General features: G+C 59.2%; 18 protein-coding genes. 6 read left to right on the top strand and 12 right to left on the bottom strand.

The window, feature by feature from the left end; all coding sequences use genetic code 11:
- Positions 1-1,175, top strand: a 1,175-nt coding sequence (locus NCR98_RS32775; RefSeq protein WP_250528543.1) for a hypothetical protein, incomplete at its 5' end; no start/stop codon positions are given.
- A 217-nt stretch (positions 1,176-1,392) separates the two neighbouring features.
- Here NCR98_RS32775 and NCR98_RS32770 read toward each other — a convergent pair.
- The gene (locus NCR98_RS32770; protein WP_250528542.1) at positions 1,393-2,475 is read right to left on the bottom strand and encodes a DUF1521 domain-containing protein; all 1,083 of its coding nucleotides are present in this window, start codon (positions 2,473-2,475) and stop codon (positions 1,393-1,395) included.
- A gap of 577 nt (positions 2,476-3,052) precedes the next feature.
- On the opposite strand from NCR98_RS32770, the gene NCR98_RS33610 reads away from it, so the two are divergent.
- From NCR98_RS33610 to NCR98_RS32745, 5 genes are all read left to right on the top strand, one after another.
- Positions 3,053-4,519, top strand: coding sequence for a YadA family autotransporter adhesin (locus tag NCR98_RS33610; protein ID WP_350029552.1), 1,467 nt, complete (start codon positions 3,053-3,055; stop codon positions 4,517-4,519).
- Positions 4,520-4,665: 146 nt separating this feature from the next.
- Entirely contained in the window at positions 4,666-5,211 is a 546-nt protein-coding gene (locus NCR98_RS32760) for a fimbrial protein (RefSeq protein ID WP_250510015.1), read from the top strand.
- An 82-nt stretch (positions 5,212-5,293) separates the two neighbouring features.
- Entirely contained in the window at positions 5,294-6,037 is a 744-nt protein-coding gene (locus NCR98_RS32755) for a fimbrial biogenesis chaperone (RefSeq protein ID WP_250528540.1), read from the top strand.
- A gap of 219 nt (positions 6,038-6,256) precedes the next feature.
- The gene (locus NCR98_RS32750; protein ID WP_250528539.1) at positions 6,257-8,770 is read left to right on the top strand and encodes a fimbria/pilus outer membrane usher protein; all 2,514 of its coding nucleotides are present in this window, start codon (positions 6,257-6,259) and stop codon (positions 8,768-8,770) included.
- A complete protein-coding gene (locus NCR98_RS32745; protein WP_250528538.1) occupies positions 8,767-9,888 on the top strand; it encodes a fimbrial protein in 1,122 nt (373 codons plus the stop codon). Before NCR98_RS32750 ends, NCR98_RS32745 begins: the two co-directional genes overlap by 4 nt.
- A 351-nt stretch (positions 9,889-10,239) precedes the next feature.
- On the opposite strand, the gene NCR98_RS32740 is transcribed toward NCR98_RS32745, so the two are convergent.
- From NCR98_RS32740 to NCR98_RS32690, 11 genes are all read right to left on the bottom strand, one after another.
- A complete protein-coding gene (locus tag NCR98_RS32740) occupies positions 10,240-11,220 on the bottom strand; it encodes a UDP-glucuronic acid decarboxylase family protein (RefSeq protein WP_244828222.1) in 981 nt (326 codons plus the stop codon).
- A gap of 21 nt (positions 11,221-11,241) precedes the next feature.
- Positions 11,242-12,201: a glycosyltransferase family 4 protein gene (locus NCR98_RS32735; RefSeq protein ID WP_250528537.1), complete on the bottom strand. Its 960-nt coding sequence runs from the start codon at positions 12,199-12,201 to the stop codon at positions 11,242-11,244.
- Positions 12,188-13,252: a glycosyltransferase family 9 protein gene (locus NCR98_RS32730; RefSeq protein WP_250528536.1), complete on the bottom strand. Its 1,065-nt coding sequence runs from the start codon at positions 13,250-13,252 to the stop codon at positions 12,188-12,190. The genes NCR98_RS32735 and NCR98_RS32730 overlap by 14 nt, the downstream gene beginning before the upstream one ends.
- Entirely contained in the window at positions 13,249-14,316 is a 1,068-nt protein-coding gene (locus tag NCR98_RS32725) for a glycosyltransferase family 2 protein (RefSeq protein ID WP_250528535.1), read from the bottom strand. The genes NCR98_RS32730 and NCR98_RS32725 overlap by 4 nt, the downstream gene beginning before the upstream one ends.
- Positions 14,313-16,058, bottom strand: a complete 1,746-nt coding sequence (locus NCR98_RS32720) for a carbamoyltransferase family protein (protein WP_250528534.1) — start codon at positions 16,056-16,058, stop codon at positions 14,313-14,315. The genes NCR98_RS32725 and NCR98_RS32720 overlap by 4 nt, the downstream gene beginning before the upstream one ends.
- Before the next feature lie 12 nt (positions 16,059-16,070).
- Positions 16,071-17,234 (bottom strand): lipopolysaccharide heptosyltransferase II, encoded by a 1,164-nt coding sequence (gene waaF / locus NCR98_RS32715; protein ID WP_250528533.1) that lies wholly within the window; start codon positions 17,232-17,234, stop codon positions 16,071-16,073.
- Positions 17,231-17,818: a D-glycero-alpha-D-manno-heptose-1,7-bisphosphate 7-phosphatase gene (locus tag NCR98_RS32710; protein ID WP_250528544.1), complete on the bottom strand. Its 588-nt coding sequence runs from the start codon at positions 17,816-17,818 to the stop codon at positions 17,231-17,233. The genes waaF and NCR98_RS32710 overlap by 4 nt, the downstream gene beginning before the upstream one ends.
- Positions 17,818-19,098: a glycosyltransferase family 4 protein gene (locus NCR98_RS32705; protein ID WP_250528532.1), complete on the bottom strand. Its 1,281-nt coding sequence runs from the start codon at positions 19,096-19,098 to the stop codon at positions 17,818-17,820. Before NCR98_RS32705 ends, NCR98_RS32710 begins: the two co-directional genes overlap by 1 nt.
- A 189-nt stretch (positions 19,099-19,287) precedes the next feature.
- Positions 19,288-20,196 (bottom strand): glycosyltransferase family 2 protein, encoded by a 909-nt coding sequence (locus NCR98_RS32700; RefSeq protein ID WP_250528531.1) that lies wholly within the window; start codon positions 20,194-20,196, stop codon positions 19,288-19,290.
- On the bottom strand, positions 20,193-20,912 hold the full coding sequence (locus NCR98_RS32695; RefSeq protein WP_250528530.1) for a PIG-L deacetylase family protein: 720 nt from the start codon (positions 20,910-20,912) through the stop codon (positions 20,193-20,195). Before NCR98_RS32695 ends, NCR98_RS32700 begins: the two co-directional genes overlap by 4 nt.
- Before the next feature lie 75 nt (positions 20,913-20,987).
- A complete protein-coding gene (locus tag NCR98_RS32690; RefSeq protein WP_250528529.1) occupies positions 20,988-21,995 on the bottom strand; it encodes a hypothetical protein in 1,008 nt (335 codons plus the stop codon).
- Positions 21,996-22,116: the final 121 nt, after the last annotated feature.

The following is a 22,116-nucleotide window of genomic DNA, read 5'->3' as shown; positions in this document are numbered from 1 at the left end:
ACTCGGGCTCGGGCAAGGTGTCGTCACACACTCATTTCAACGAGGACGGTAGCCGTACGTTGGATACGATCGACGCGGGCGGGAAAGCAACGCGCATGAGCGCGACCAATGACGGTCAACGGTCCACGGCACAACCCGCGACGTTCAGCGCAGCGGAACAGCAAGCATTGAAGGAACATGGCGAGCGTGCGTCGAAGATCGTGCCGCCGCAGCCCGTCGGCGCAGATACCGCATTGGGCAATCAGCGGACCTACTTCGACCCGGCCTCGAATCGGCTGACGAATCAGGACATCAAAGAGCCTGACGGCAGCACGACGAGCTATGCATATGACTCGATGAACCTGGTGGGCTACGAGCAGCACTTCGACCCGAACGGGCGCATTGTTTCCTCCAAGCACTACGCCTCGCACGTTGGTCCAGACCTGATTACTCAATACGCGCCTGACGGCAGCCGTCAGGTCATGAGGCCAAACAATGGTCAGCCCGTAATAGAGCACTACAACGCGGACGGACAACTGACGCAAAAACAATCGCTCCTGGACGCTGGATTTCGAACAGACAACTACGACGCGCAGGCCGGCCGCGTGGTCAACACGAATATGCGGAACAAGGACGGCAGTTATTCTGACTACGCGTACAACGATCTGGGTAACGTAGGTGCAAAGTTCGACTACGACTCAAACGGTAGAGCCGTCTCGTCTGTCGCCTTCGACCGCAATGAAAACTCCGGCACGATCACGGCTGTGAACTATAACGCGGACGGCGGCCGTGACGTCACAAAGACGAACAGCGCCGGAACCACTGTCCGTTCCATCGGCGGCGAGGGTCGCAACTCGAACACGCAATCTCGTCCGATGACTTCGGCTGATCGTGCAAGTTTAAATCAATGGATGTGGGGCGCAGGCATGACGCCCGGACGGGGCGCGAACGAGCAGCAGACGCAAGCACAACCGCAACCGCAAGCACAACCGCAAGCGCAGACGCAGACGCAGACGCAAGCACAACCGCTGACGCAAGCACAACCGCTGACGCAAGCACAACCGCTGACGCAAGCACAACCGCAACCGCAAGCACAGCCGGAAAGTGGCTCGAATGCGGGAGCTTCCGTTGACCAGTCGACGGCGGCGTCTCCCAATGACGCAGCTGAAGACACTTCCTCGGGCGATGATGCCTGAGTAGCCGAGCGTTAATGTGCCGCCACCTCACAGCGTTGTCAGCGGTGAGGTGGCGGCTCTCGAGCAGACGAGCCGTATCGAAAGAACCGTCCAGTTAGCGAAAGTGAGACGCGCATGCCGCGCTGTGCGCGATCAATTGGCGTGATGCCAGCGCCGCCGCCGGCGGCAGCTTCCGCTGACGCCGGCAGCCGACGCGCAAGCGCGCCGGGAAGGCTACTTAAGCCTTGAAGTCCGATGCGGTCACCGCCTGATGCGTCTGCGCATTGATCCACCCCGTGCCGCTCGAACTCGCGAAGAGGTTCATCCCATCGCGCGGAGTCTGCTGTGCCAGCGCGAAGCCGTCCTGACTGCGCTGCACGCTGAGCGGGGCGCTGTCTTGCTCGCTCAACCCCTTGACGACATATGCCCGATTACCCTGCGTAACCGTCACGTTATCGGCGAAGGATACGTTCGAATTGCCGTTAGCCGGTGTCGTGCCGATGCTCACGCGGGTGTGATCCGGCAAGTTGAAGTCGATCGAGCCATTGAACATCCCGCTCGTCTGGTTCGGTGTACCCGAATTGAGATCGATATGCGGATCGCCCCAGACCTTGGTTTGATTACCCGTCTTCTCATCGGTAAGGTTGATCGAGGACTTGGATTTGTCGAAGTCCAGCTTGTAGTCACCAAGGTCGATGGACGATTTGCCGTCGTGTACGCCCGTGTCCGACCATTGGCTTTGTTGACCCGCCGCGCCGTCACAGGCGTCCCCACGCATCCGGTTCAGATAGCTGCTCGATTGCATGCTGCTGTATTGCATGTCCTGTCTCGGACTCTCACGCTCGAAGTACGAGTAATTGGCCGAACTCGCCGACCGGCTGAATCCGTCCGGGCCGCGTGACATCTGCTGCGAAGAATCACGAAAGTCGCCGCGCATCTGGTTCGAAAAGCCGCTCGGTAGCATGCTGTTGTACTGCATGTCCCGGCCAGGACCCTGACGCTCGAACGACGAGTAGCTGGCCGAAGTCGCCGACTGGCTGAATCCGTCCGGGCCGCGCGACATCTGCTGTGTCGAATAACTGAAGTTCGAACTGGACATGCTGCTGCCACCGAATGCACGCGGCATGGCCGGCTGATTGAAGGGCTGACTGAAAGACTGGTCGAACGGCTGATTGAGCGACATGCCACCGTAGGGCATGGACATCATCTGAAGCGGCCGATTGCTCAAAAAAGACGAGTTCTGTTCGAAACCGGTAGTCGAGGACGGAAACCTCGGCAGGTTCATCGAGAACGAGGCACGGCTGTCGAAATTTGCTTGCATGGTTAGATATCCTTGTAAATAGGCGGATGTGCATAACTGAGTATCACAGAGCATCGGCGACCAATTTCCGTGATGGCTCGAAATTGCTCTGCAGAGGCAGTGTAGGTTTCGCAGATCTGCCCATGCACTAAATATTCAACGCGCGCGAAAGAAATCCGACATCGGGGGTCCCCGTCGAACGACATCGCTCGCATGTCTTGCCCCAAAAACGCACAAGTAATGAAGGAGTATCACCTTCGTCGCGTCCGGGATTTGTACGCTTCAGTCATGCGAATCACCTTCATGTTGGATGCCGCGTGCATTCGAGAAGTCGACCAAAATCTAATGAGGAAAACGAGTGACGTCATCCCGCGAATCGATCCACGTTGAACCAGCGCATGCCGCGGGTGTCGTCAAGACGGGCAGAGTGCGCAATGTCAAGCTCTTCAAACCGCGCGCGCTAACCGGTGCCGCGAAGGCTTTGCTCGTCGTGGGATTTGGCGGCACGGTTTCGTACGCTTCGGCGCAAGCCAGTGGAGACGCAGGTCACGAAAACGCAAGAGCGGCCAGAACGCGCGGTGATTATTCGTCGGTGGGCATGGACGATTCGAAATCGTTGAAGGCAGGCGCCATCGGCTCAGGCGTGTTGCAAGTCGAGTCATCCGAGCCGCTTCGATCGTTCGATTCCCCCAAGCTTCATTTGCAAGGCTGGCCGCACGATTCATCATTCGCGCAACGCTTCTCTATTAGATCCGATGCAACGGCAAGCAACGAGCTGCTGGCTAATACGATGCATACGCGGCCTCAACATGCCGTGTTCTTCGCCGCACCATTCGTGAGCAATGGGCTTGATAAAACCCCCGATTACGGCAAGGTATTCGACACGCACATGACCGTGCGTTCGTCCACGCCTTTATCGAACGACGCATCAAAACGACGCGCGCCACCGGACAAGCTTGCGGGCCATGTGCAAAGATTCACTAAGCGGCACGCCGCCCACGCGCGAGTTCATCAAGGCGTTGGGACACCGATGCATTCCAACCGAACGAGGCGGGTTGCGCCGCGAGTCGCGCATCACGCTGAGGGCGCATGGAAGCATCGTCACCACGCAGTCGTTTCGGGCAGCGGCATGGTCACCGCGCGGGTTGATGACATCGCCGCGCACTTGGATCATACGCGGCACGACGCGCCGGAAACGTCGCTTTACGCACTGGGACAGCAGCGCGCTGCGCAGATGCCACAGATGACACCAGCTTTGATGGCCGACGTCGGCAATGTCACCACGGCCGCAACCCATCCCACGAGTCGACTCGTCGCTACCATGTTGAGAGCGGATGAACCGGAAATCGTTCTCGGCGATGTGGTGAGTCGTTCCCTGGATCGAAAGCCAACAGTACGTTTGGAGGAGGCCAGAAGCCCCATAACGAGTCTTGCCTCGCGGCCTGACTCAACGCCGCCAAATGCCGTAGACGTAAGCCATGCCGCGCAACGACCCGAACTGGCAGAAGGGCCACACGTTGCAGTGCGGGCATTGATTGGCTCTCCTTCGACCAAAAAGACGGCAACCGCAGCGGTGGGCAACGATGCAATCGCCCTTGGCGCACATGCGAGCGCTTTTGGCGATTCCGCGATGGCAAGCGGCGAAAATGCCGTGGCAATAGGTGCGAATTCGCTAGCCGACCGGGATAACACGGTGTCGGTCGGCAGCACGGGCCACGAGCGCCAGATCACGAACGTCGGGGCTGCAACGACGCGCACCGACGCAATCAACCTTGGACAACTCAACGACGCCCTCGGCGGCGTGAACGGTCGTATCGACGATGTCGATCGCGCCGCGCGACGCGGCATTGCAGCGGCTTCGGCACTCAACATTGCCACGCCGTATTTGCCGGGGCGGACCACGTTCAATGCAGGCATGGCGAGCTATCGCGGTCAGGCGGCGCTCGGTATAGGCGTTTCAAGCTGGAATCGTAAGGGAACGGTGAACTACAACCTTGGCGTTTCGACAGCGGGCGGCAATAGCACCATCGTGCGCGTCGGTATGGGCATCGTACTAGGCGCGTGAGCGAAGAGGGAACTGCGAATCTCTACAACATCGAGGAGGAGCCGGGGTTGGCCAGATGACCCAACGATCCATTCGGAATCGAACTGGCAGTTTATGTAGTACTACCAATATCGCAAGAAAATCAAGTGATGTGGAGAATTTATCAAATGAAGAAATCTGTTGTCGCAACGCTTTTCGCGGGTGTCTTTGCCGTGTTTACCGGCAGTGCTTTCGCATCTGACGGAACCATCACGTTCAACGGCGCGCTGACTGCCTCCACCTGCGCCATCAACGGCAATGGGACTTCGGCCAAGGACTTCACGGTCAAGCTGCCGACGATCTCGACCAGTACGCTGAAAGCCGCAGGCGAGACAGCCGGAACGACGTCCTATCAGATCGCTTTGACGGGATGCACGCCGGTGACGAGTTCCAGTAAGGCAGCGGTCTTCTACGAAGCGGGCACCTCGGTCGATCCCGCCGACGGCCGACTGACCGTCACGGCTGGCGGTGCCAGCAACGTCAAAATGCAGTTGTTGAACCTGGATGGCAGTCGAATCAAGGCGGGCTACTCGACCGATCTGCAAAACTCGAAGGCTGCCGACATCTCGTCCGGTTCGGCAACGCTTAGCTACAACGTTCAGTACTACGCAACTGGCGTAACAACCGCCGGTGCGGCCAACTCTTCTGTCGTTTATAGCATCGACTATCAGTAAAGCGACACGCGGGCCACGGAGATCGTCATGTCATCGCGGCCCGCCGTTCACTGCAACATCTTGACGACGAGACACAACGCCAATGAAACTCGCGATAAAGATCCTCACGATTGCAACCCTGAGCACGGTGATGCTCGGGCGCACGCACGATGCCGAAGCATCGGTGGTTATTGCAGGAACTCGCGTCATCTATAAGCAGAGCGACTCCGAGGTCACGGTCAAGTTGACCAACAACGGCAAGCTCCCTGGCCTGGTGAAGGTGTGGATCGACAAGGGGAATCCGGACACCGCGCCTGACACCATCGAGGTTCCGTTCGCCATCACGCCGTCCATCATGCGGATCGATCCGGACAAGTCCCAGACTTTGCGGATCATGTCATCAGGCGAGCCTTTGCCCGCGGATAGGGAATCGATCCTTTACTTGAACGTGCTGGAGGTTCCGCCGAAACCAACGGGTGATGAGGCGGACGCGAATCAGCTACAACTTGCGTTCCGCTCACGTATCAAGTTCTTTTATCGTCCAAGCGCACTGAAGGGGCAGCCTGAAAGCGCGGCCGGACAGATCGTGTGGAGCATTAATCCTAGCGACGCCGCCAACAAGATCGCGGCATTCAATCCCAGCCAGTACTTCGTCTCTTTCGATCGAATCACGCTAACCGACGGCGCGCGCACCGCCGTGTTTGATGAGGGCGGGATGGTTGGTCCAGGTGAGACCCGAGTCTTCGCGCTAACCGGCGACATTTTGGGTCCAGGCGCGAAGTTGCACTACACAGCAATCAACGATTACGGCGGACCACAAGAGGGTGAGGCCGACTTGCAGCCGTGAGCAGGAGATATCGAAGCTGCTGACACACAAACGGCAATGCGGTTTTGTAGCGAACCAAACGCCAATCATACAGACAGGACGCGTTGATGCAGGCCAGGTCTCATGCGTAAGGCTTGCCTTTGAGATGGAATTTCGGAATCCGTAATGAAAGCAAGAAAACATAAAAGCAATGAGCCTCAACCGAGGCTCAAGCCAATAAGTGTCTGTACGATACAGGCATTGGCGGCGATTGGTGTAAGCGCTCATGCGTGGGGTGCATCCGCGCAAGTTGCAGCGGTCGAATTCAACGAGCAATTTCTCGACACGGGCGACGGCGGGAAAGTCGACATCTCTCGCTTCAACCAAGGACAGCGCGTATTGCCTGGCGCCTATCGCTCCGACCTCTACGTGAACGATGTCTGGAAAGGCAAGCTCGATATCGAGCTACGCGAATCCACGCCCGGGACCGGGACAGTGCATCCGTGCGTCACGACCGGATGGCTCGAAAAGTCCGGCGTGGACCTGAGGAAGCTCTCGTCCGAGGCATCCGCAAGGCTAGAGAACGACAGCGGGGAATGCCTTGAACTTCCCGATTTGATACAGAATGCGACTGCAACGTTCGACAGCGGCGAACAGCGGCTCGATGTAAGCGTGCCGCAGATCGTCATGCTCAAACGTGCGCGTGGCTATGTCGATCCGAAGTATTGGGATGATGGCGTGCCAGCCGCGTTGCTTCAATATTCCGCAAACGCTTATCACAGCGAGTCGGGAAGCGCCCGAACCGACACGCAATACCTCGGCGTCAACGCCGGTCTCAACGCCGGACCGTGGCGCTTTCGCTATCAGGGAAACCTTACGCGCGGGAATCTCGGCGGGCAGCATTATCAAAGCGTGCAGACTTACGTGCAGCGCGCGTTCAAGGACATCAAGAGCCAATTCATTGCAGGCGACACCTTCACCGACGGCGCGCTGTTCGACAGCTACGGCGTGCGAGGCGTGACGCTAGGCACGGATGACCGGATGGTTCCCGAGTCGCAGCGCGGCTATGCGCCAGTCGTTCGGGGCATTGCAAGCAGCAATGCGAAAGTGCAGATTCGCCAGAACGGCAACGTGATCTACGAGACGACGGTCGCGCCCGGTGCGTTCGAAATCGACGATCTCTACCCCACGGGCTATGGTGGAAATCTGGAGGTACTTGTTACGGAGGCGGACGGTACGACCCACGTTTCCTCGATTCCATATGCCGCTGCCGTCAACGCGCTGCGCCCCGGTGTAACACGCTATAGCGCGGCAATTGGCGAGTATCGCGACCCGGCCGTGAGAATTCATCCGTTCGTATCTCAGTTCACGGTTCAGCGCGGCATGAGTAACCGTGTGACGCTGTATGGCGGTATCACCGGTGCGGACATGTATTTCTCCGCGCTCGCCGGCGTGGCGCTCAATACAAAATTCGGCGCATTCGGGTTCGACGTGACGGAATCGAGCGCGAGCTTCAAGGGCTTCGGAACACGGAATGGGACGAGCGTTCGCCTAAGCTATGCCCGAATGTTCGAGCCGACCAACACCAACATTGCAATCGCGGCCTATCGATATTCGACTGGCGGTTTTCTGAGCCTGCCAGATGCGGCCACGACGCGTCAACTAATCAGCGATCATCAGCTCGGTTCGATGTCCGCTCCTCAAAAGTCGCGCTTGCAGTTCACGCTGAATCAAGGACTAGGCGATAGCGGACGCTTTGGCGCCATCTACGCGGTGGGCTCGCTCACGACATACTGGAACCGGACATCGCGCGATACGCAGTTTCAGCTCGGCTACAACAATAGCTGGAAGCGCCTGACCTACGGCGCGTCGGTCATCCGTCAATACCAGGTGGACAACAAGCGATGGGATAACCGCTTCATATTAACGGCGATGGTGCCGCTCGGTTGGGGCTCGCACGCTCCTCAGTCGTCGACCAGCTTTCAGCACGACACCGGCAACGGCAACTCCAGCCTTCAGGAATCGGTGACGGGCACGCTTGGCTCGGACAGCGCGCTTTCATATGGCATGAATGCGTCGTTCAGCGATGGCGATCGAACGAGCGGCAATACAGCCAGCGTGGGTGGAAATCTAGGCTATGTATCGCCATTTTCCTCGCTGTCGGTCAATGCAAGCAAGGGACGCGACTACTCGCAATACGGCGCGGGCATTTCCGGTGGCGTGGTGGCCTGGCAAGGCGGCGCGGCATTCGCGCCAAACATGAGCGACACCGTCGCCGTCATCGAAGCGAAAGACGCGGCGGGTGCACGGCTCGCGAATGGCGCAGGTCTTCGTGTCGATCCATGGGGACACGCCATCGTCTCCGGCGTGCAGCCTTATTCCGACAACGAGGTCGAGATCGATCCTAAAGGGCTACCGCTCAACGTGCAACTCAAGTCGACCGTACAACGCGCTACGCCGACTGCGGGCGCCGTGGTGAAACTCGAGTTCGACACTGAGAACATGGGCAAGCCCGCCCTGATGCATGTTCTTCAGGCAAGCGGCAAGCCGCTTCCGTTCGGCGCGCAAGTTTCGGATGGCAAGGACGACACCGTGGGCACCGTGGCGCAGGGCAGCCGCATCATTGCCACCGGACTCAAGAGCGATGAGGGAACGCTCAATGTCAAATGGGGAGACGCTCCCGAGCAGCGTTGCGTGGTTCGCTACGCGTTGCCAAAACTGCCGCTGGCCAGCACGCCTAATTCACTTAGCATAGCTGATGGAGTCTGCCGATGATCCTCGACAGATCACTTGAGATCATAACTTCGATGAACCGTTTAAACACAATCGTCCGTGCCGTTGCACGGCATGCAGCGGCCTGGCTTATGCTGGCCGGAATGATTCCTTCCGCCGCATGGGCCAGCGCGTCTTGCCATTCCAACTACAGCGCATTCACGCTTTCTTTTCCGTCTACGATAGCCGTGGCGCGCGACCTGCCCGACGGATCGCTTCTGAGTGCATGGTCCGTGTCTGCCGCCACTCCAAACTATTGGACCTGCACTGTGTCCGATGGCTGGTACACCGGCACCGATTTCGAGCTGGCAGGTATCGTCGCCGGTGCGCCAACCCGCTACAAAGCCTCCTACAATGGCGTCGAATTTTCGGTCTATGCGACTAATGTGCCTGGCATCGGGATCGCACTTGGAGGAACAGTCTATGCCGCTAAAACGCAATACGGCCCGTGGGACTTTCCGGTTTTAGGATACGAGAGAAACAATGTCGGTAGCCCGGTGGACAATGGCGGACAGCTCATAGCGGCCCTCGTGAAGATCGGTGACGTTACCCCGGGTACAGTTTCCGGATTGATCGCGAGGGCGTTCTCGTGGGAGACCGCCGGGAAAAGTCCTCCTGGATACAACGCGGCTTCGGGTTCGATCGACTTCAACATGACGCCGGTGATCATCACCGTTCTGACATGCCGCACACCCGATGTAACGGTGCCAATGGGCACGCTAGCCCTCGCGGACCTGCCGGCATTGGGACCCGCACCGCGCAAGTCGGCATCTTTCAATCTGAGCTTTGACAACTGTCCCGCAGGCACGCCCGTGGAGGGCACTACGGCGGGCATGATCCATAGTGTTCAATACCGGATCGATCCGGCGAATGGGACGGTGTCGGGCTTCAGCAATGTTGCGGCACTAAGCGGCACGCCTTCGGCAGGAGGCGTCGGCATTCAGCTATTCGACAGTGCGGGCGCGGCAATTCCGTTTGGAACGAACCTTACCTTGAATGGTTTCAACGGAGCAGTCGCTTCGAGTTACACCGTCGCAATGACCGCACGTTATTACCGGACAGGTCCGTTATCCCCCGGTCCGGCCAACACGACAATGACAATGACCATGTACTACCAGTAGTAATGCGATCGACGTGAAGATGTGCGCTCCCCAACCTCGCGGAAGGGGCAGATCGGCTCACTTGCGGGCCACTTTCATTTACTTGTTTAACCGAAGGGAGTTTCAAAATGGAATCTATCAAGCGCGATGCCTTGGCTTACGCGTCGGTGGCCGGTGGCAGCGCGAAGGCGTCGAGTAGTTCGTCTGCGTCGACGAACGTGAGCATCGTAATAAGTGCACCGGTTCCACATGGCAACCAGAAGGGATGATGCATTAGCCCATCCGTAAAGCAGGCAAGACCTGCGTTTCGCTTGTCTTCAAAGCGAAGGCCGCCTTCGATTCTCTGAAAGCGGCCTTCGTCCTACCTCGCATTCAACTGGCCAACGTCGCCATCGTGCGTTGCGCCTCCGTGATCTGGCGGAAGTACCGCGCCGTGCGCTGCAAGCCTTCATCGAGTTCCGTCACGGGTTGCCAGTCGAGCAGCGTGCGCGCCTGCGTGATATCCGGTTGACGATGCCACGGATCATCCATCGGCAATGGATGAAACACGATCTCGGAACTCGAACCCGTCAACGCGATGATGCGTTTAGCAATGTCCAGCATCGAAAGTTCGTGCGGGTTGCCTAGATTGACTGGACCCGTGACGTCATCGGGCGTGTTCATGAGGCGGATGAAGGCGTCGACCATATCGTCGACATAACAGAAGGAGCGCGTCTGCGTGCCTTCGCCATAAACGGTGATAGGCTCGTTGGCGAGCGCCTGCATCATGAAGTTGGACACCACGCGGCCATCGGTGGGATGCATGCGCGGCCCATACGTATTGAAGATTCTCGCGATCTTAATGTTGAGGCCATGCTGCCGCCGATAATCCATGAAGAGTGTTTCGGCGCAACGCTTGCCTTCGTCATAGCAAGAACGCGGACCGATAGGATTTACATTGCCCCAATAAGCTTCTTGTTGCGGATGCACGCGTGCGTCACCGTACACTTCACTCGTCGATGCCTGAAAGATGCGCGCCTTTACACGCTTGGCGAGACCCAACATGTTGATCGCGCCATGCACGCTCGTCTTCGTGGTCTGAACGGGATCGTACTGGTAATGAATGGGTGAAGCGGGGCACGCGAGGTTATAGATCTGGTCCACTTCCACATAGAGCGGAAACGTCACGTCGTGGCGCATCAGTTCGAAATTCGCGCTGTCCAGCAGATGCGCAATGTTGTCCTTCGTGCCGGTATAAAAATTGTCGACGCACAAGACATCGTGTCCTTGAGCGAGCAGGCGTTCGCATAGATGCGAGCCGAGAAACCCCGCACCTCCCGTGACCAGAATGCGCTTGCGAAAGGCTTCCTTCATGGCTGTTCTCTAAAATGATATTTAGCTGCAGACGTGACGCAGCGTGGCTTCCCACTCGGCTGCGAAGCGATCGATATGAAAACGTTCCAATGCCACCTTGCGTGCACCTTCACCGAGCCGGCGGGCCTCGGCGGGATCGCGTAGAAGGTGATGCATGGCATCGATCAACTGGTCCGTATCGGAATGGATGAAGCCGCTCTCGCCGTTGCGAATGACGGTTGCAAGCTCGGTCGTCGCGAGGCCGACAATAGGCATGCCTATCGTCATCGCCTCGACGATTGCGAGACCGAGGCTCGTCCAGCGAATCGGATTAAAAAAGAAACGGTATTGCGCGCTGAAAGACGCGAGATCAAGATTGCCGATCTCGCCGAGTCCTCCCGCTGCGTGAGCATCCATGCCGACTAGGTCGAGCGGCACACGCCGCGCGGCTTCGGTGAATACATCGTGACCGAGCCTGCGTCCACGCTGCTTCAGATGATTGATGATGACAATGCCGCGTTCTTTCTCGCCGCTATAGCGCACGCTGTCGGGCACCACAACACCATGTTCGATCACCTGCGTCGGCGTCTCGCCGCTGTCCCACATGAGGCGGTTGAAGTGGGTCACATGCACGAGCAGGGTGTCGCGGTCTTGCACCCAATGCCGCTGTTCGAAGGCATTTTCCTGCGGCGGATCATGCTCGATATAGACGCGCGGCAAGCGGCGTTGTGCGTTGCTCAAGAGGTTCAAGCGGTCGTCGTCCCAATGCGTGCGATGCTGAAAGAGCACGACATCGAAATCTTGCGAAGCCAATTCGTCATAAGGCACTTCGTGGACATTGTCGCCCCACGGCAAGACGCCGACCTTGCCCGCGTAGCCCGGAGGATGGCCGGGCTTCGTGACGAGATAGAAGTCGTGCTTCGCTTGACTCAAGTAGTACATGTAGTTGCCGTGCACGTGCCATGTCAGAACACGCAGGCGTCGGTTGTCAGCAGTGAGCATGGATCGGGGCCGTATGAAATCGAGGTTCGGGCAGCTGCGCATGTGCGACATCCAGTACCTGTGCAACACTGATATTCAGCGCGCATGGATGCCCATACGGGCAGTCGCGAAACGAGCAGGGACGACAGGACGGATAATCCGCCAGCACGCGATGACGTTGATGGTCGAGCGGCGCCCAGCGGCGCGTGTCGCTACCTGACGCGATGACGACGCTTTTCGTGCGCATTGCCGCCGCGATATGCGATATGCCGGTGTCGTTGCAGACAACGAGTTGCGCCTTCGCTACGAGCGCGGCGAGGCCGCCTAGCGATGTCTTTCCGGTCAGGTCGATTGCATCGCAGCCTTCCAGTGCCCGCGCTATATGCGACGTGATCGGCGCTTCTCCCGCGCTGCCAGTCAATGCGATCTGCCAACCCGCATGGGCAAGCGATAAAGCCACTTGCGCAAAGCGTTCGGCGGGCCAGCGGCGTGAAGGCAGTTGCGAACCCGCATGCACGAGCACGAGTCGCGTGGAATCGAGTTCATAAGCATTGAGCAACCAGGCGCACTCTCGGATGTCTTCGTCGCTCAATGGGATGTCGAGATCGGTATGGCTTGCATCGATACCGAGCGCATCCATCAGCGCGTTATAGCGTGCTATCTCGGGTAGCGTATCGGGCCAGGGAATGAAGACGCCTTCGCGCATCGCTTCATCAGGCTTCAGATAGCCGGCGTTCAAACGCGCGCCCATTTGTTCGACGATATCGTTCGCCACACCGCCGCTGCCATGCAGCTGAATCGCAAGATCGAAGCGGCGCTCCTGCATCGCGCTCCAGAATGACGGCAAACCCGCATCGGTTTCTTCCTGCTCGGGAAAACCGACAGCGCCGGGAAAGGGAACGAGTTCATCGATCAGCGAACGATAGCGCGTCACGAAACTGCTTGCCCACGGTAGCCCTATCAGCACGATATGCGCACGCGGATGAGCAGCTCGTAACGCGCGCAACGCGGGGACGCAGCAGAGCATGTCGCCAAGCTGCAAAGCCCTGAAAATAGCGATGCGTTCGATCATACGAACACCACGCGAAATTTGAAGGCGCCGTATAGCCGCCAGTAGATCGAGAGAAACGGAATCCACAGCGACGTCCACGCCATTTCGAGCACGTGCGATGGCGTAAGCGCTGTCTTCATCAGGCGCTTGACACAGAACCAACCGCTCATGGCGAGCCATGCAATCACGCAGGCAATGGCGAGCGAGTCGAAACGCAGTGCGTAAGCGACGATGGCCGCCACGACCACCGCGAGGATCATGTAATACAACACGGGCGGCGTGCTGCGTATGCGCGATTTGAACAACGCAGGATGCTTCTTGTAAAGCAACGCATCGAACTGACTCTTCTTCTGTTGCGACAAGCTCACGCCCCAACGTGCGGGGCGCACGGGGTGCAACACCATCGCATCGTGCGAACGGACGATATGCGCGCCGCTGCGCAGGAGTTGAAATTGCAGATCCGAATCTTCGCGCCACGCAGATGTAAAACGCGCATCGAATCCGCCTATACGGTCCATCGCGGAGCGCTTGACGAAGGTATTGGCCGTTGCGAACTCTGCGCTCGAAAGACCTGCCGCGTCCTGCTCGTAGTCGGTCGGCCGCGCGGGAAGCGGCACGACGATGCGTCCCGACACCGCATCCGCGCCGGCATCGAGCGCGGCGACGCCCGCACTTAGCCACTGCGCATCGGGGATGGTGTCGTCATCGGTGAATGCGATGAAACGTGACTGCGCCGCACGCCATCCCGCGTTGCGCGCACCCGCAGGCCCTTGCGTCGCGGTGACGGGAACATAGCGAATACGCGGGCCGCGCGGCTCGGTTGTCTCGCATTCGCGCGCAAGCGCCATGACCTTGGCGCGCGTGGCATCATCGGGACCGTCGTCGCAGACGATGATCTCGTAACGCGATGCGCGCATGTCCTGCGCCATCACCGCGCGCAAGCATCGTTCGAGCATGTCGGGACGACGATAAGTCGGCACGACTACGCTCACGTCGTACGCGAACGATGATGGCGTTACCGCGCTCTCGCTCCTTTCGAAAGCGTCGGCGCCATCGAAGGTAAAGCCGCCGGAAACCGTGCTCATGCGTGTGCTCCCGGTTTTTCGATCAAGAAAGAACCGATGACAAGCGCATCCAGCGGTGACGTCCAGAAAGATTCGAGCGCATCGCGCGGCGAGTTGACCATCGGTTCGCCACGCGTGTTGAACGACGTGTTGACGAGCACCGGTACGCCCGTGCGTGCCTTGAATGCGGCGAGCAGGTCGTAATAGAGCGGATGTTGCGAGCGGTTCACGGTCTGTACGCGCGCCGTGCCATCGATATGCGTCACGGCCGGAATCTTCGGCTTCATCTCTTCGCGCACGTCGAAGACGAAGAGCATGAAAGGCGCCACGCATGCATCGACGAACCAGTCGACCGCGTGTTCTTCCATGACCACCGGCGCAACAGGACGGAAGTCTTCACGATCCTTGATCTCGTTGAGCTTCGCTTGCATGGACGGATCGATCGGCGATGCAAGTATCGAACGTGCGCCGAGTGCGCGCGGTCCGAATTCCGTGCGGCCCTGATACCAACCGATCACGCGATTCCGCGCGAGCAGATCGGCTGTTTCGCCCGCGACGTTATCGAGCTTCCGATACGGCGCCTTGGCCCACTTGAGAAACTGTTCGACTTCATTGTCGTCATAACGCGGGCCGAGATATGCGTGATCCATGCGCCATTTGCGGCTGCGGTCGCCTTGCTTCTCTCGTTCGCGATAGTCCGTCCAAAGCGCCGCGCCCAGCGCGGTACCGGCATCGCCGGCCGCAGGTTGCACCCAGATCTCTTCGAACGGGCCACGGTCGCGCAGACGCGCGTTCATCACGCAATTGAGTGCCACGCCGCCTGCCATCGCGAGCTTCGATAAACCAGTTCGCTCGCGCAACCACTTTGCCAATTCGAGCGCCGTGTCTTCGAGCACGATTTGCAACGAGTGCGCGATATCGTAATGATGCTGATCGAGCGGACCGCCGCGCTCACGACGCCGACCGAAGCGTTCTTCCAGGCGCGGGGCATCGACGGTATAAGTGCCGTCATGGCGATATTTCACGATCTCGCGAAACTGGTCCACGTAAGCCGGCTTGCCGAACGAAGCCAGCGCCATGACCTTGTATTCGTCCGAGGAATGCAGAAAGCCCAAATAGTCGGTGACGGTCTCATAGAGCAGCCCAAGCGAATGCGGCAGTTCCACCTGTTTGACGCGCTCGTACTGTCCGTTGACGAATTGCCCGAGACTCGTTGTTACGCCTTCACCGCGTCCGTCCATGGTAAGCACGGCGGTATCTTCGAAGGGCGCAGCGAGAAACGCGCTCGCTTCATGCGACAGATGATGATCGACGTAATGCCAGTCGAAACGCGGCGCGCGGCCGCCGCTTGTGAAACGCTTCTTCAGATGATGCGGCGCGCCATCCACCAATTGACCGCGCGCATTGACGATATAGCTTAAAAAGAGCGGGTCCCAAGGCGATTCGGATGGGTTGCCGCTCGAATGCTCGGACGGCATGAACGGCAACGCAATGCTCGCTTTAGGCTGCCGTGGCATGGCGGAAAGCAAATGCGGGTCGTATGAATAGGCGACATGATCGACATCCGCCAGTTCGATACCAGCCTCTTTAAGGCAATAGTCGATAGCGTCGAAGGGCAATTGCCATGTCGAAAACGGCACCGGACGCTTCGCATGCTTGACGTGCGTGAAGCGTTCGTCTTCCGCTGCCGCAACAACGACACCGTCCTTGATCAGCGCAGCCGCGCTGTCGTGATAGACCGCATTGATTCCGAGGGTGTACATGGAAAGCGAACCTTATGGATGGATCGAGAGAGGGGCGGCAGCGTCTGCGCGGGCATCGCAAAGCAACATGACAGCGTCGATTACTTCATCTACGCTCACGCCGAGGAGGCACAAATGATGTCCTTCGGGACAGATGCTGCGATAGCACCACCGGCACGGCACATCGTGATTGAGCACGCTATGCGGCGTCTGCCATGGCGTATGTTGCGGATTGGTGAGTGCATAGAGATCGACTACAGGCGTGCCGAGCGCAGAGGCAATATGAACGGGACCGCTATTGTTTGAAACAAGGACGCGTGCGTGCTTCACGAGAGCGGCCAGTTCGCCGAGGTCGAGTGCGCCCGACAGGTCGCTGATGCCGCCGTGACCGCCGCTTACCTCGCGACACAATTCCGCTTCGCTTGCCGAGCCCGTGACGACGACTGGCCAGCCCGTGCGCGCGTTGAGCGCTTGCGCGACCTCCGCGAAGCGGTCCGGCGGATAACGACGCGATGCTGCCGTTGCACCTGGATGCATCATGAAAAATGGCGCATGAGGATCGATGCCGCGTGCATCGAGCTTCTGCGCAAGCGATGCCTCATCGCCGTCGCGAACCGTGAAGCGCATGCGTCTATCATCGGCGCGTGCGCCTACCTGAGCGACCAACGCAAGCTGACGCTCGACCTCGTGACGTGTGCCGTTCTGCGGTTCAGTTTCGGCGACCCAGTCGGTGAGCAAACCGTAGGGATTCTCGCGGCAATGCGCCAACCTTCGAGGGATACCCGCAAGATGACAAAACATTGCGGCAGGCAAAGGATTCTGGCTATAGACCGTGAAGATCACGGCGGCATCGAAGCCGAGCGTTCGAATGCGTTCGAGCATCGCAAGATCGCGACTCGCGTCGATGGGCGTGTCATGCTTGACCCACGGCGCGTCATACTCGATCACGTCATCGATATCTTCGATGAAGCGCGCGGCCATCGCACCCGAACGCGATGCAAGCAAGCTCAGATGCCGTCCGGGATACGCATGTTTGAGAGCGTGCAGAGCAGGCGTCGTCATCAGCACGTCGCCGAGATTGTCGGTACGTACGCAGAGGATGCGCTTGACGTTCTCGCCCCAGACGCCTTGCGGACGCGACTCCGGTGCGCGCGCGTGAGGCGCGATGGCGACGACAGGGATTCGCTCGCGCTTCACGCTGCAAGCTCCCCATGCCATGCCGATTCAATCATGCCCGCTGCTTCGTGCATGTCTTTCGCAATGGCGTCGGGCTCGCGCAGTGGGCCACGCTGCCATAACGTCTCGTTGCCATTGTCGATAAGCACGGCGCGGCAACCTGCACGATGACCCGCTTCGACATCGTCGAGTATGTCTCCGACGAACCAGCTACGTGCAAGATCAAGACCGAGGTCACGCGCCGCGCGTTCGATCATGCCGGGCGCTGGCTTGCGGCATTCGCATATTTTCCGGTATTTCGCCACCGTTCCTTGTGGATGATGCGGGCAGAAATACACGCCAGCGAGTCGCGCGCCTGCGCGCGCCGCAAATTCATGCAGCGTGCGTTCGACATCGACGAGCGCCGCTTCATCGAACTTGCCAAGCGCCACGCCGCTTTGATTGCTGATGACGACGACCGGTACGTCCAAGCGTGCGAAGAGCGCGAGCGCATTGACGGCGCCAGGTGCAAGACGCATCTTCAGCGGGTCGACGTTGTAAGGCACGTCGTCGAGCAAGGTGCCGTCCTTATCCAGAAACACGGCAGGGCGAAGGAGTGTCGGCATCATGCGGAAGCGCCACCGTAAGCACTGCGCTCATCGAGCACATTGTTCGAAAATTCCACTTCCGCCACGCGCGCGTAGACGCGTTCGAGCGCTTGCGCGACGCCGGTCCATGTGAACATCGAGCGTGCACGTTCCAACCCCGCCGCGCCCATGCTTTCGGCGAGCGCGGGATCGCGCTTGAGCATGGCAAGCGCGGCCGCCAGTGCATGCGGGTCTTTCGGCGGAACGAGCAGGCCAGTCTCTCGATGAGCGACCGAGTAGCGAATGCCGCCCACATCCGCGCCGATTACAGGCGTGCCACAGGCCATGGCCTCGAGCGGGGTAATGCCGAAGGGCTCGTACCAGGGCGTCGTGACGAAGACATCCGCCGCGTTATAAAACTCCTTCAAACGCTGGCGTCCATGACGTCCGAGAAAATTGACGCGGTCTTCCACGCCGCATTCGCGGGCTATTCCGCGCAGTCTGCCGATTTCCGGTGTCGCGATTTCGTTGGCCTCATCCGAGTTGCCGCCGATCACGTAAAGATGCGCGTCTTCGTTCAGCTCGCGATTGCACACGCCAATCCCGCGCACGACATTATCGATCCCCTTGCGCGGCACCATGCGCCCGAGTTGCAATGCAATGAACTTGTCCTGCGGCCAGCCGAGCCGCTCGCGCGCTTCATGCTTGTTGATCGGATGAAACTCCGCGCTGTCGAAGCCGCATGGCACGAGGTCGATCCGCTGACGCTCCGCCTGATAGAGCGCGATGAGATCGGCAGCATCTTGCGGACATTCGGCGATAACGGAATCCGACTCGCGAACGAGCGCATCTTCTATGTCGAAGCGCTCGTCGGGAAAGCCATCGCCTGCGCCTTGATGAATGCGTCGCACGCGACCGAGCGCGTGGAACGTGGTGACGAGCGGCGTGCCGAGTGCAGCCTTGATCCGCATGCCGACGAGTCCCGACATGAAGAAGTTTGCATGGACCACGTGATAGGGCGTTTCCTCTTTCTCGAAGAACCCGATCATGAAGCGCGCGAATTCGTCCATGAACGGAAGTAATTGCTCCTTGGGCAATTGCACGGGCGGCCCTGCCGGAACATTGATTACGCGAATTCCTTCGAAGCGCGAGACAAGCGGAAGTAAAGAACGATCGCGACGCGTGAACACATCGACTTCATGACCGCTGCGTGCAAGTTGCCGCGCTACGTGCGCGACATAGATGTTTTGTCCGCCGCTATCGACGCCGCCCGCCACTGCGAGTGGAGAAGCGTGTTCACTGATTAGTGCGATCTTCACTGTGCCCGTCCCCATCACGAAGGTCCAAAGTAGGCTCGTCGCGCTTGATCGTGCGAGTCCTTCGGAGTCGTGGAGTTAGAGCATTCGTTGTGCCACTGAAATGGAAATACGCAGAATCGTTTGTTCGTTGTCGGACGAAAGCAATTTCGTTTTGGGTTCGCACACGGCCGAATCCGTGCTGGTGCGCTTCTATATCGCGCTGGCAGTGGATGAGCGGCGCCGGTCGTCATCGCGGACGACTGCGCGCATCAGCAGGACGCTGCGTGCAACCACACGCCGTTTCGACAACGCCCACGGCAAACCGCGCAACATTGCGAGCGAATCGCGTAAGAGCGTGCGTTCACGCCGCATGATGAAGAAGGCATTCAGACTTGAACGCAGCGCTTCGGCAAGCGGCAGGCGCAACCAAGCGACCCATGCCTCATTCCGCGCAAGGAGACGCCTGCGCAGCGCACTGTCGCGTATTTCCGATGGATGGTGATGCAGCACGAGCTCATCGGCATAGACGAGCGCATGGCCGCTGCTCAGAATATCGAGTGCCAGAAGCGACTCTTCGCCGCCAATGAAAAGCTTCGGCTCATATCCGCCCATTTCGCGGTAGACGCTTGTGCGGAATACGCTCGCACCCGCCATGAAGCCGATCAGCGCAGGCCCCGGCAGCCCATGCGACCCGAGCGGACTCACGCGCATGCGCTCGCAGGTTTCGTCCGTCGATTCGGCATCCCCGACGACCACGCGAGCGCTTAAAACAGCCACGCGAGGCGACGCATCGAGTATCTGTACTGCGCGCGAAAGCGAGCCAGCTTGCCACCAGGTGTCGTCATCGCAGAAGGCAACGTATTTTGTCCGTACACGCGCCACGCCGAGATTGCGTCCAGCCGCGCCCATGTTATCGGGCGCAATCACGAGATCGACCGAGGGAAATTTTTCTGCAATACGGCGGGCCGTATTATCGGAGGAGGCATTGTCGACCACCACGATACGAACGGGATCGGGCAGGGCGGCAAGTTTTGCGATCGTGCGCAGTACGACATCGGCACGATTATAGGTAAGGACGACAACGCTAAGGCGTACGGACAAAACGTCGTGCGCGCTCATCGGCCATCCTCGCAGCGTTCGAGCGTCCAGTAGCGCTCAGAAAGAAAAACGTCGTCATAGCCGCCGGGGCCGAAGGCCTTCAGTTGGCTCGTATAAGCCTGCACGGCGTTTCTCTTGGCTGCATGCGCGCGTTCGGCATCCGCGGGATTCGTCGTCGCGGCTTCATAAGGCGTTGCATCGATGCCGATGCCGTGCAGATCGACGAGACGCCGCTGCACCAGACCGCGCATTCGCCGATATAACCCTTCCTCATAGCCGATGCAGGCGAGCGCGGGATATTCGAGCCATGCATCGCAAGCGGCAAAGTGCGTGAGCGCATGGTCCGAATGAAACAGGCCGAGTGGAATCAGCAGAAGATCAGGGCGATATTCGCGCACCACATGCAGCAGTGCATCGCGAATCGCCGCGCGCGTCGGTTTTGCCGACTCCGGCGCATGCGGCACATATTGCGAATCGAGAAAGCCGAGATTGACTGAACGCGCGCTTAGCAATCCGAGCGCCCGCTCGTCCTCGTCGATGCGTGAGCGCATCGCTTCGTGAGCGCTACTGAAACCGCAATGCAGGTCCCAGTCCGTCGTCAAATCTTCTTCCGGGCTACCGGTGAAGACATTGCAGACGATAGTCTCGTCGGATGCAGCGAGCAGGGCGCCGCAACCGAAGACGGCGTCGTCGAGATGTGGCGAGACCAGGAGAACACGGGAGCGCATTTCAGGCATGGGGACAGGTCCACTTGCGAATGACGGCAGCTACGCCGCAATCGCCGGACCCGCCCGCCTTGCGTTTGCGCCATGTCAGAAGCGCATGCCGATACCCGCTTCGATGATGTCCGAATCGCGGTCATAACGCGTGACCATGCGATTCCATGTCAGCCGCGCGAGCCATCGGTCGGTAAAGCGATAACTCGCCGATGCCGACACCACTCCCGCGAAACGGCCATCGCCCGTGCGGTTTTGCGGCAAATCGTCGTTCTGCGTGATCGACAAATAAGGACCCGCGCCCACGCCGAGCGTGAGTCTGTCGTTGAAGAATGCGCGCGTGGCCCAAAGCTGTGCCGCAATGCCATCGCGACGCGACTGCACGTGACCGCCTTCGTGCAGATACGACGCGGTGAAGTCGACGTAATGCCACAGTCCGCGCCTGTACTCGACGCTCTCCGAGAGATTCGATTCCGAGTCTAGACTGTTGAGGATCGTGCGCCCGAGCATGACCGTAACTTCGTTATTGGTGACGTTCGTGCTGCGCGACGGCGCGTAGGCGCGCGGACCGCGACCATCCGGCGCGTCGAGCTGGTAGCCGATACCGAACAGAAGCGCGGTCGTGTCCGGACCGCCGAACGCCTGCACGCGGTTGAGCTTCATCTCCGCGATCCACCGGTTATCGAAGTAGTACGCGGCGCGCAACGTGAACATGCCGCCCCAACCGTGCGAATTCGAATAGCCGCTGCCGGCTTCCGCTTGGCTCGTATCGAAGTAACGGTAGGGACCGGCGCCCGCGGAAAGTTCGAGCCGGTTGTTCCAGAGCGGCAAACGGCCCCACAACTGCACGGCCTGACCATCGCGATGATGATCGGGAATGTGGCCTTCGTTGAGCCACGAAAAACTCCAGGCCGCATAGCGTCCAAGGCCTTCCCGATAGTTCGCTTCCCATGAATAGCTGTTCTGGCTGCTGCTCTTGAGCGGCCCGGCGAGCACCGAAAATTCCTGAGCTTGTGCGCTTGTGACCGTGCCCGCAAGGGCAGCGCCAGCAATCGTCCAGGCAGCTAACTTGCGAGATCGTCTTTTGATCGAAGTAGTAGTCATCAGGTGGAGTTAAATGCGCATTGTTTGCATTGGCAGCATAGCGGCTATAAGCGGCTTTTGCCCAGATGACGCTTTACCGAATGTTCTTGCATTGAGTCGATGGCTCGACGCGGTGCCTTTG

Source organism: Caballeronia sp. GAWG2-1 (genome assembly GCF_023631405.1).
Taxonomy (GTDB): domain Bacteria; phylum Pseudomonadota; class Gammaproteobacteria; order Burkholderiales; family Burkholderiaceae; genus Caballeronia.
This window is presented reverse-complemented; position numbering and strand designations above follow the sequence as displayed.

Coding starts and splice junctions, on each gene's coding strand:
- NCR98_RS32700 (WP_250528531.1), bottom strand. CDS start 20,196: ATGAGCGCGCACGACGTTTTGTCCGTACGCCTTAGCGTTGTCGTCCTT.
- NCR98_RS32760 (WP_250510015.1), top strand. CDS start 4,666: ATGAAGAAATCTGTTGTCGCAACGCTTTTCGCGGGTGTCTTTGCCGTG.
- NCR98_RS32735 (WP_250528537.1), bottom strand. CDS start 12,201: ATGCTCACTGCTGACAACCGACGCCTGCGTGTTCTGACATGGCACGTG.
- NCR98_RS32740 (WP_244828222.1), bottom strand. CDS start 11,220: ATGAAGGAAGCCTTTCGCAAGCGCATTCTGGTCACGGGAGGTGCGGGG.
- NCR98_RS32710 (WP_250528544.1), bottom strand. CDS start 17,818: ATGCCGACACTCCTTCGCCCTGCCGTGTTTCTGGATAAGGACGGCACC.
- NCR98_RS32720 (WP_250528534.1), bottom strand. CDS start 16,058: ATGTACACCCTCGGAATCAATGCGGTCTATCACGACAGCGCGGCTGCG.
- NCR98_RS32755 (WP_250528540.1), top strand. CDS start 5,294: ATGAAACTCGCGATAAAGATCCTCACGATTGCAACCCTGAGCACGGTG.
- NCR98_RS32725 (WP_250528535.1), bottom strand. CDS start 14,316: ATGAGCACGGTTTCCGGCGGCTTTACCTTCGATGGCGCCGACGCTTTC.
- NCR98_RS32695 (WP_250528530.1), bottom strand. CDS start 20,912: ATGCCTGAAATGCGCTCCCGTGTTCTCCTGGTCTCGCCACATCTCGAC.
- NCR98_RS32730 (WP_250528536.1), bottom strand. CDS start 13,252: ATGATCGAACGCATCGCTATTTTCAGGGCTTTGCAGCTTGGCGACATG.
- NCR98_RS33610 (WP_350029552.1), top strand. CDS start 3,053: ATGGACGATTCGAAATCGTTGAAGGCAGGCGCCATCGGCTCAGGCGTG.
- NCR98_RS32690 (WP_250528529.1), bottom strand. CDS start 21,995: ATGACTACTACTTCGATCAAAAGACGATCTCGCAAGTTAGCTGCCTGG.
- NCR98_RS32745 (WP_250528538.1), top strand. CDS start 8,767: ATGATCCTCGACAGATCACTTGAGATCATAACTTCGATGAACCGTTTA.
- NCR98_RS32770 (WP_250528542.1), bottom strand. CDS start 2,475: ATGCAAGCAAATTTCGACAGCCGTGCCTCGTTCTCGATGAACCTGCCG.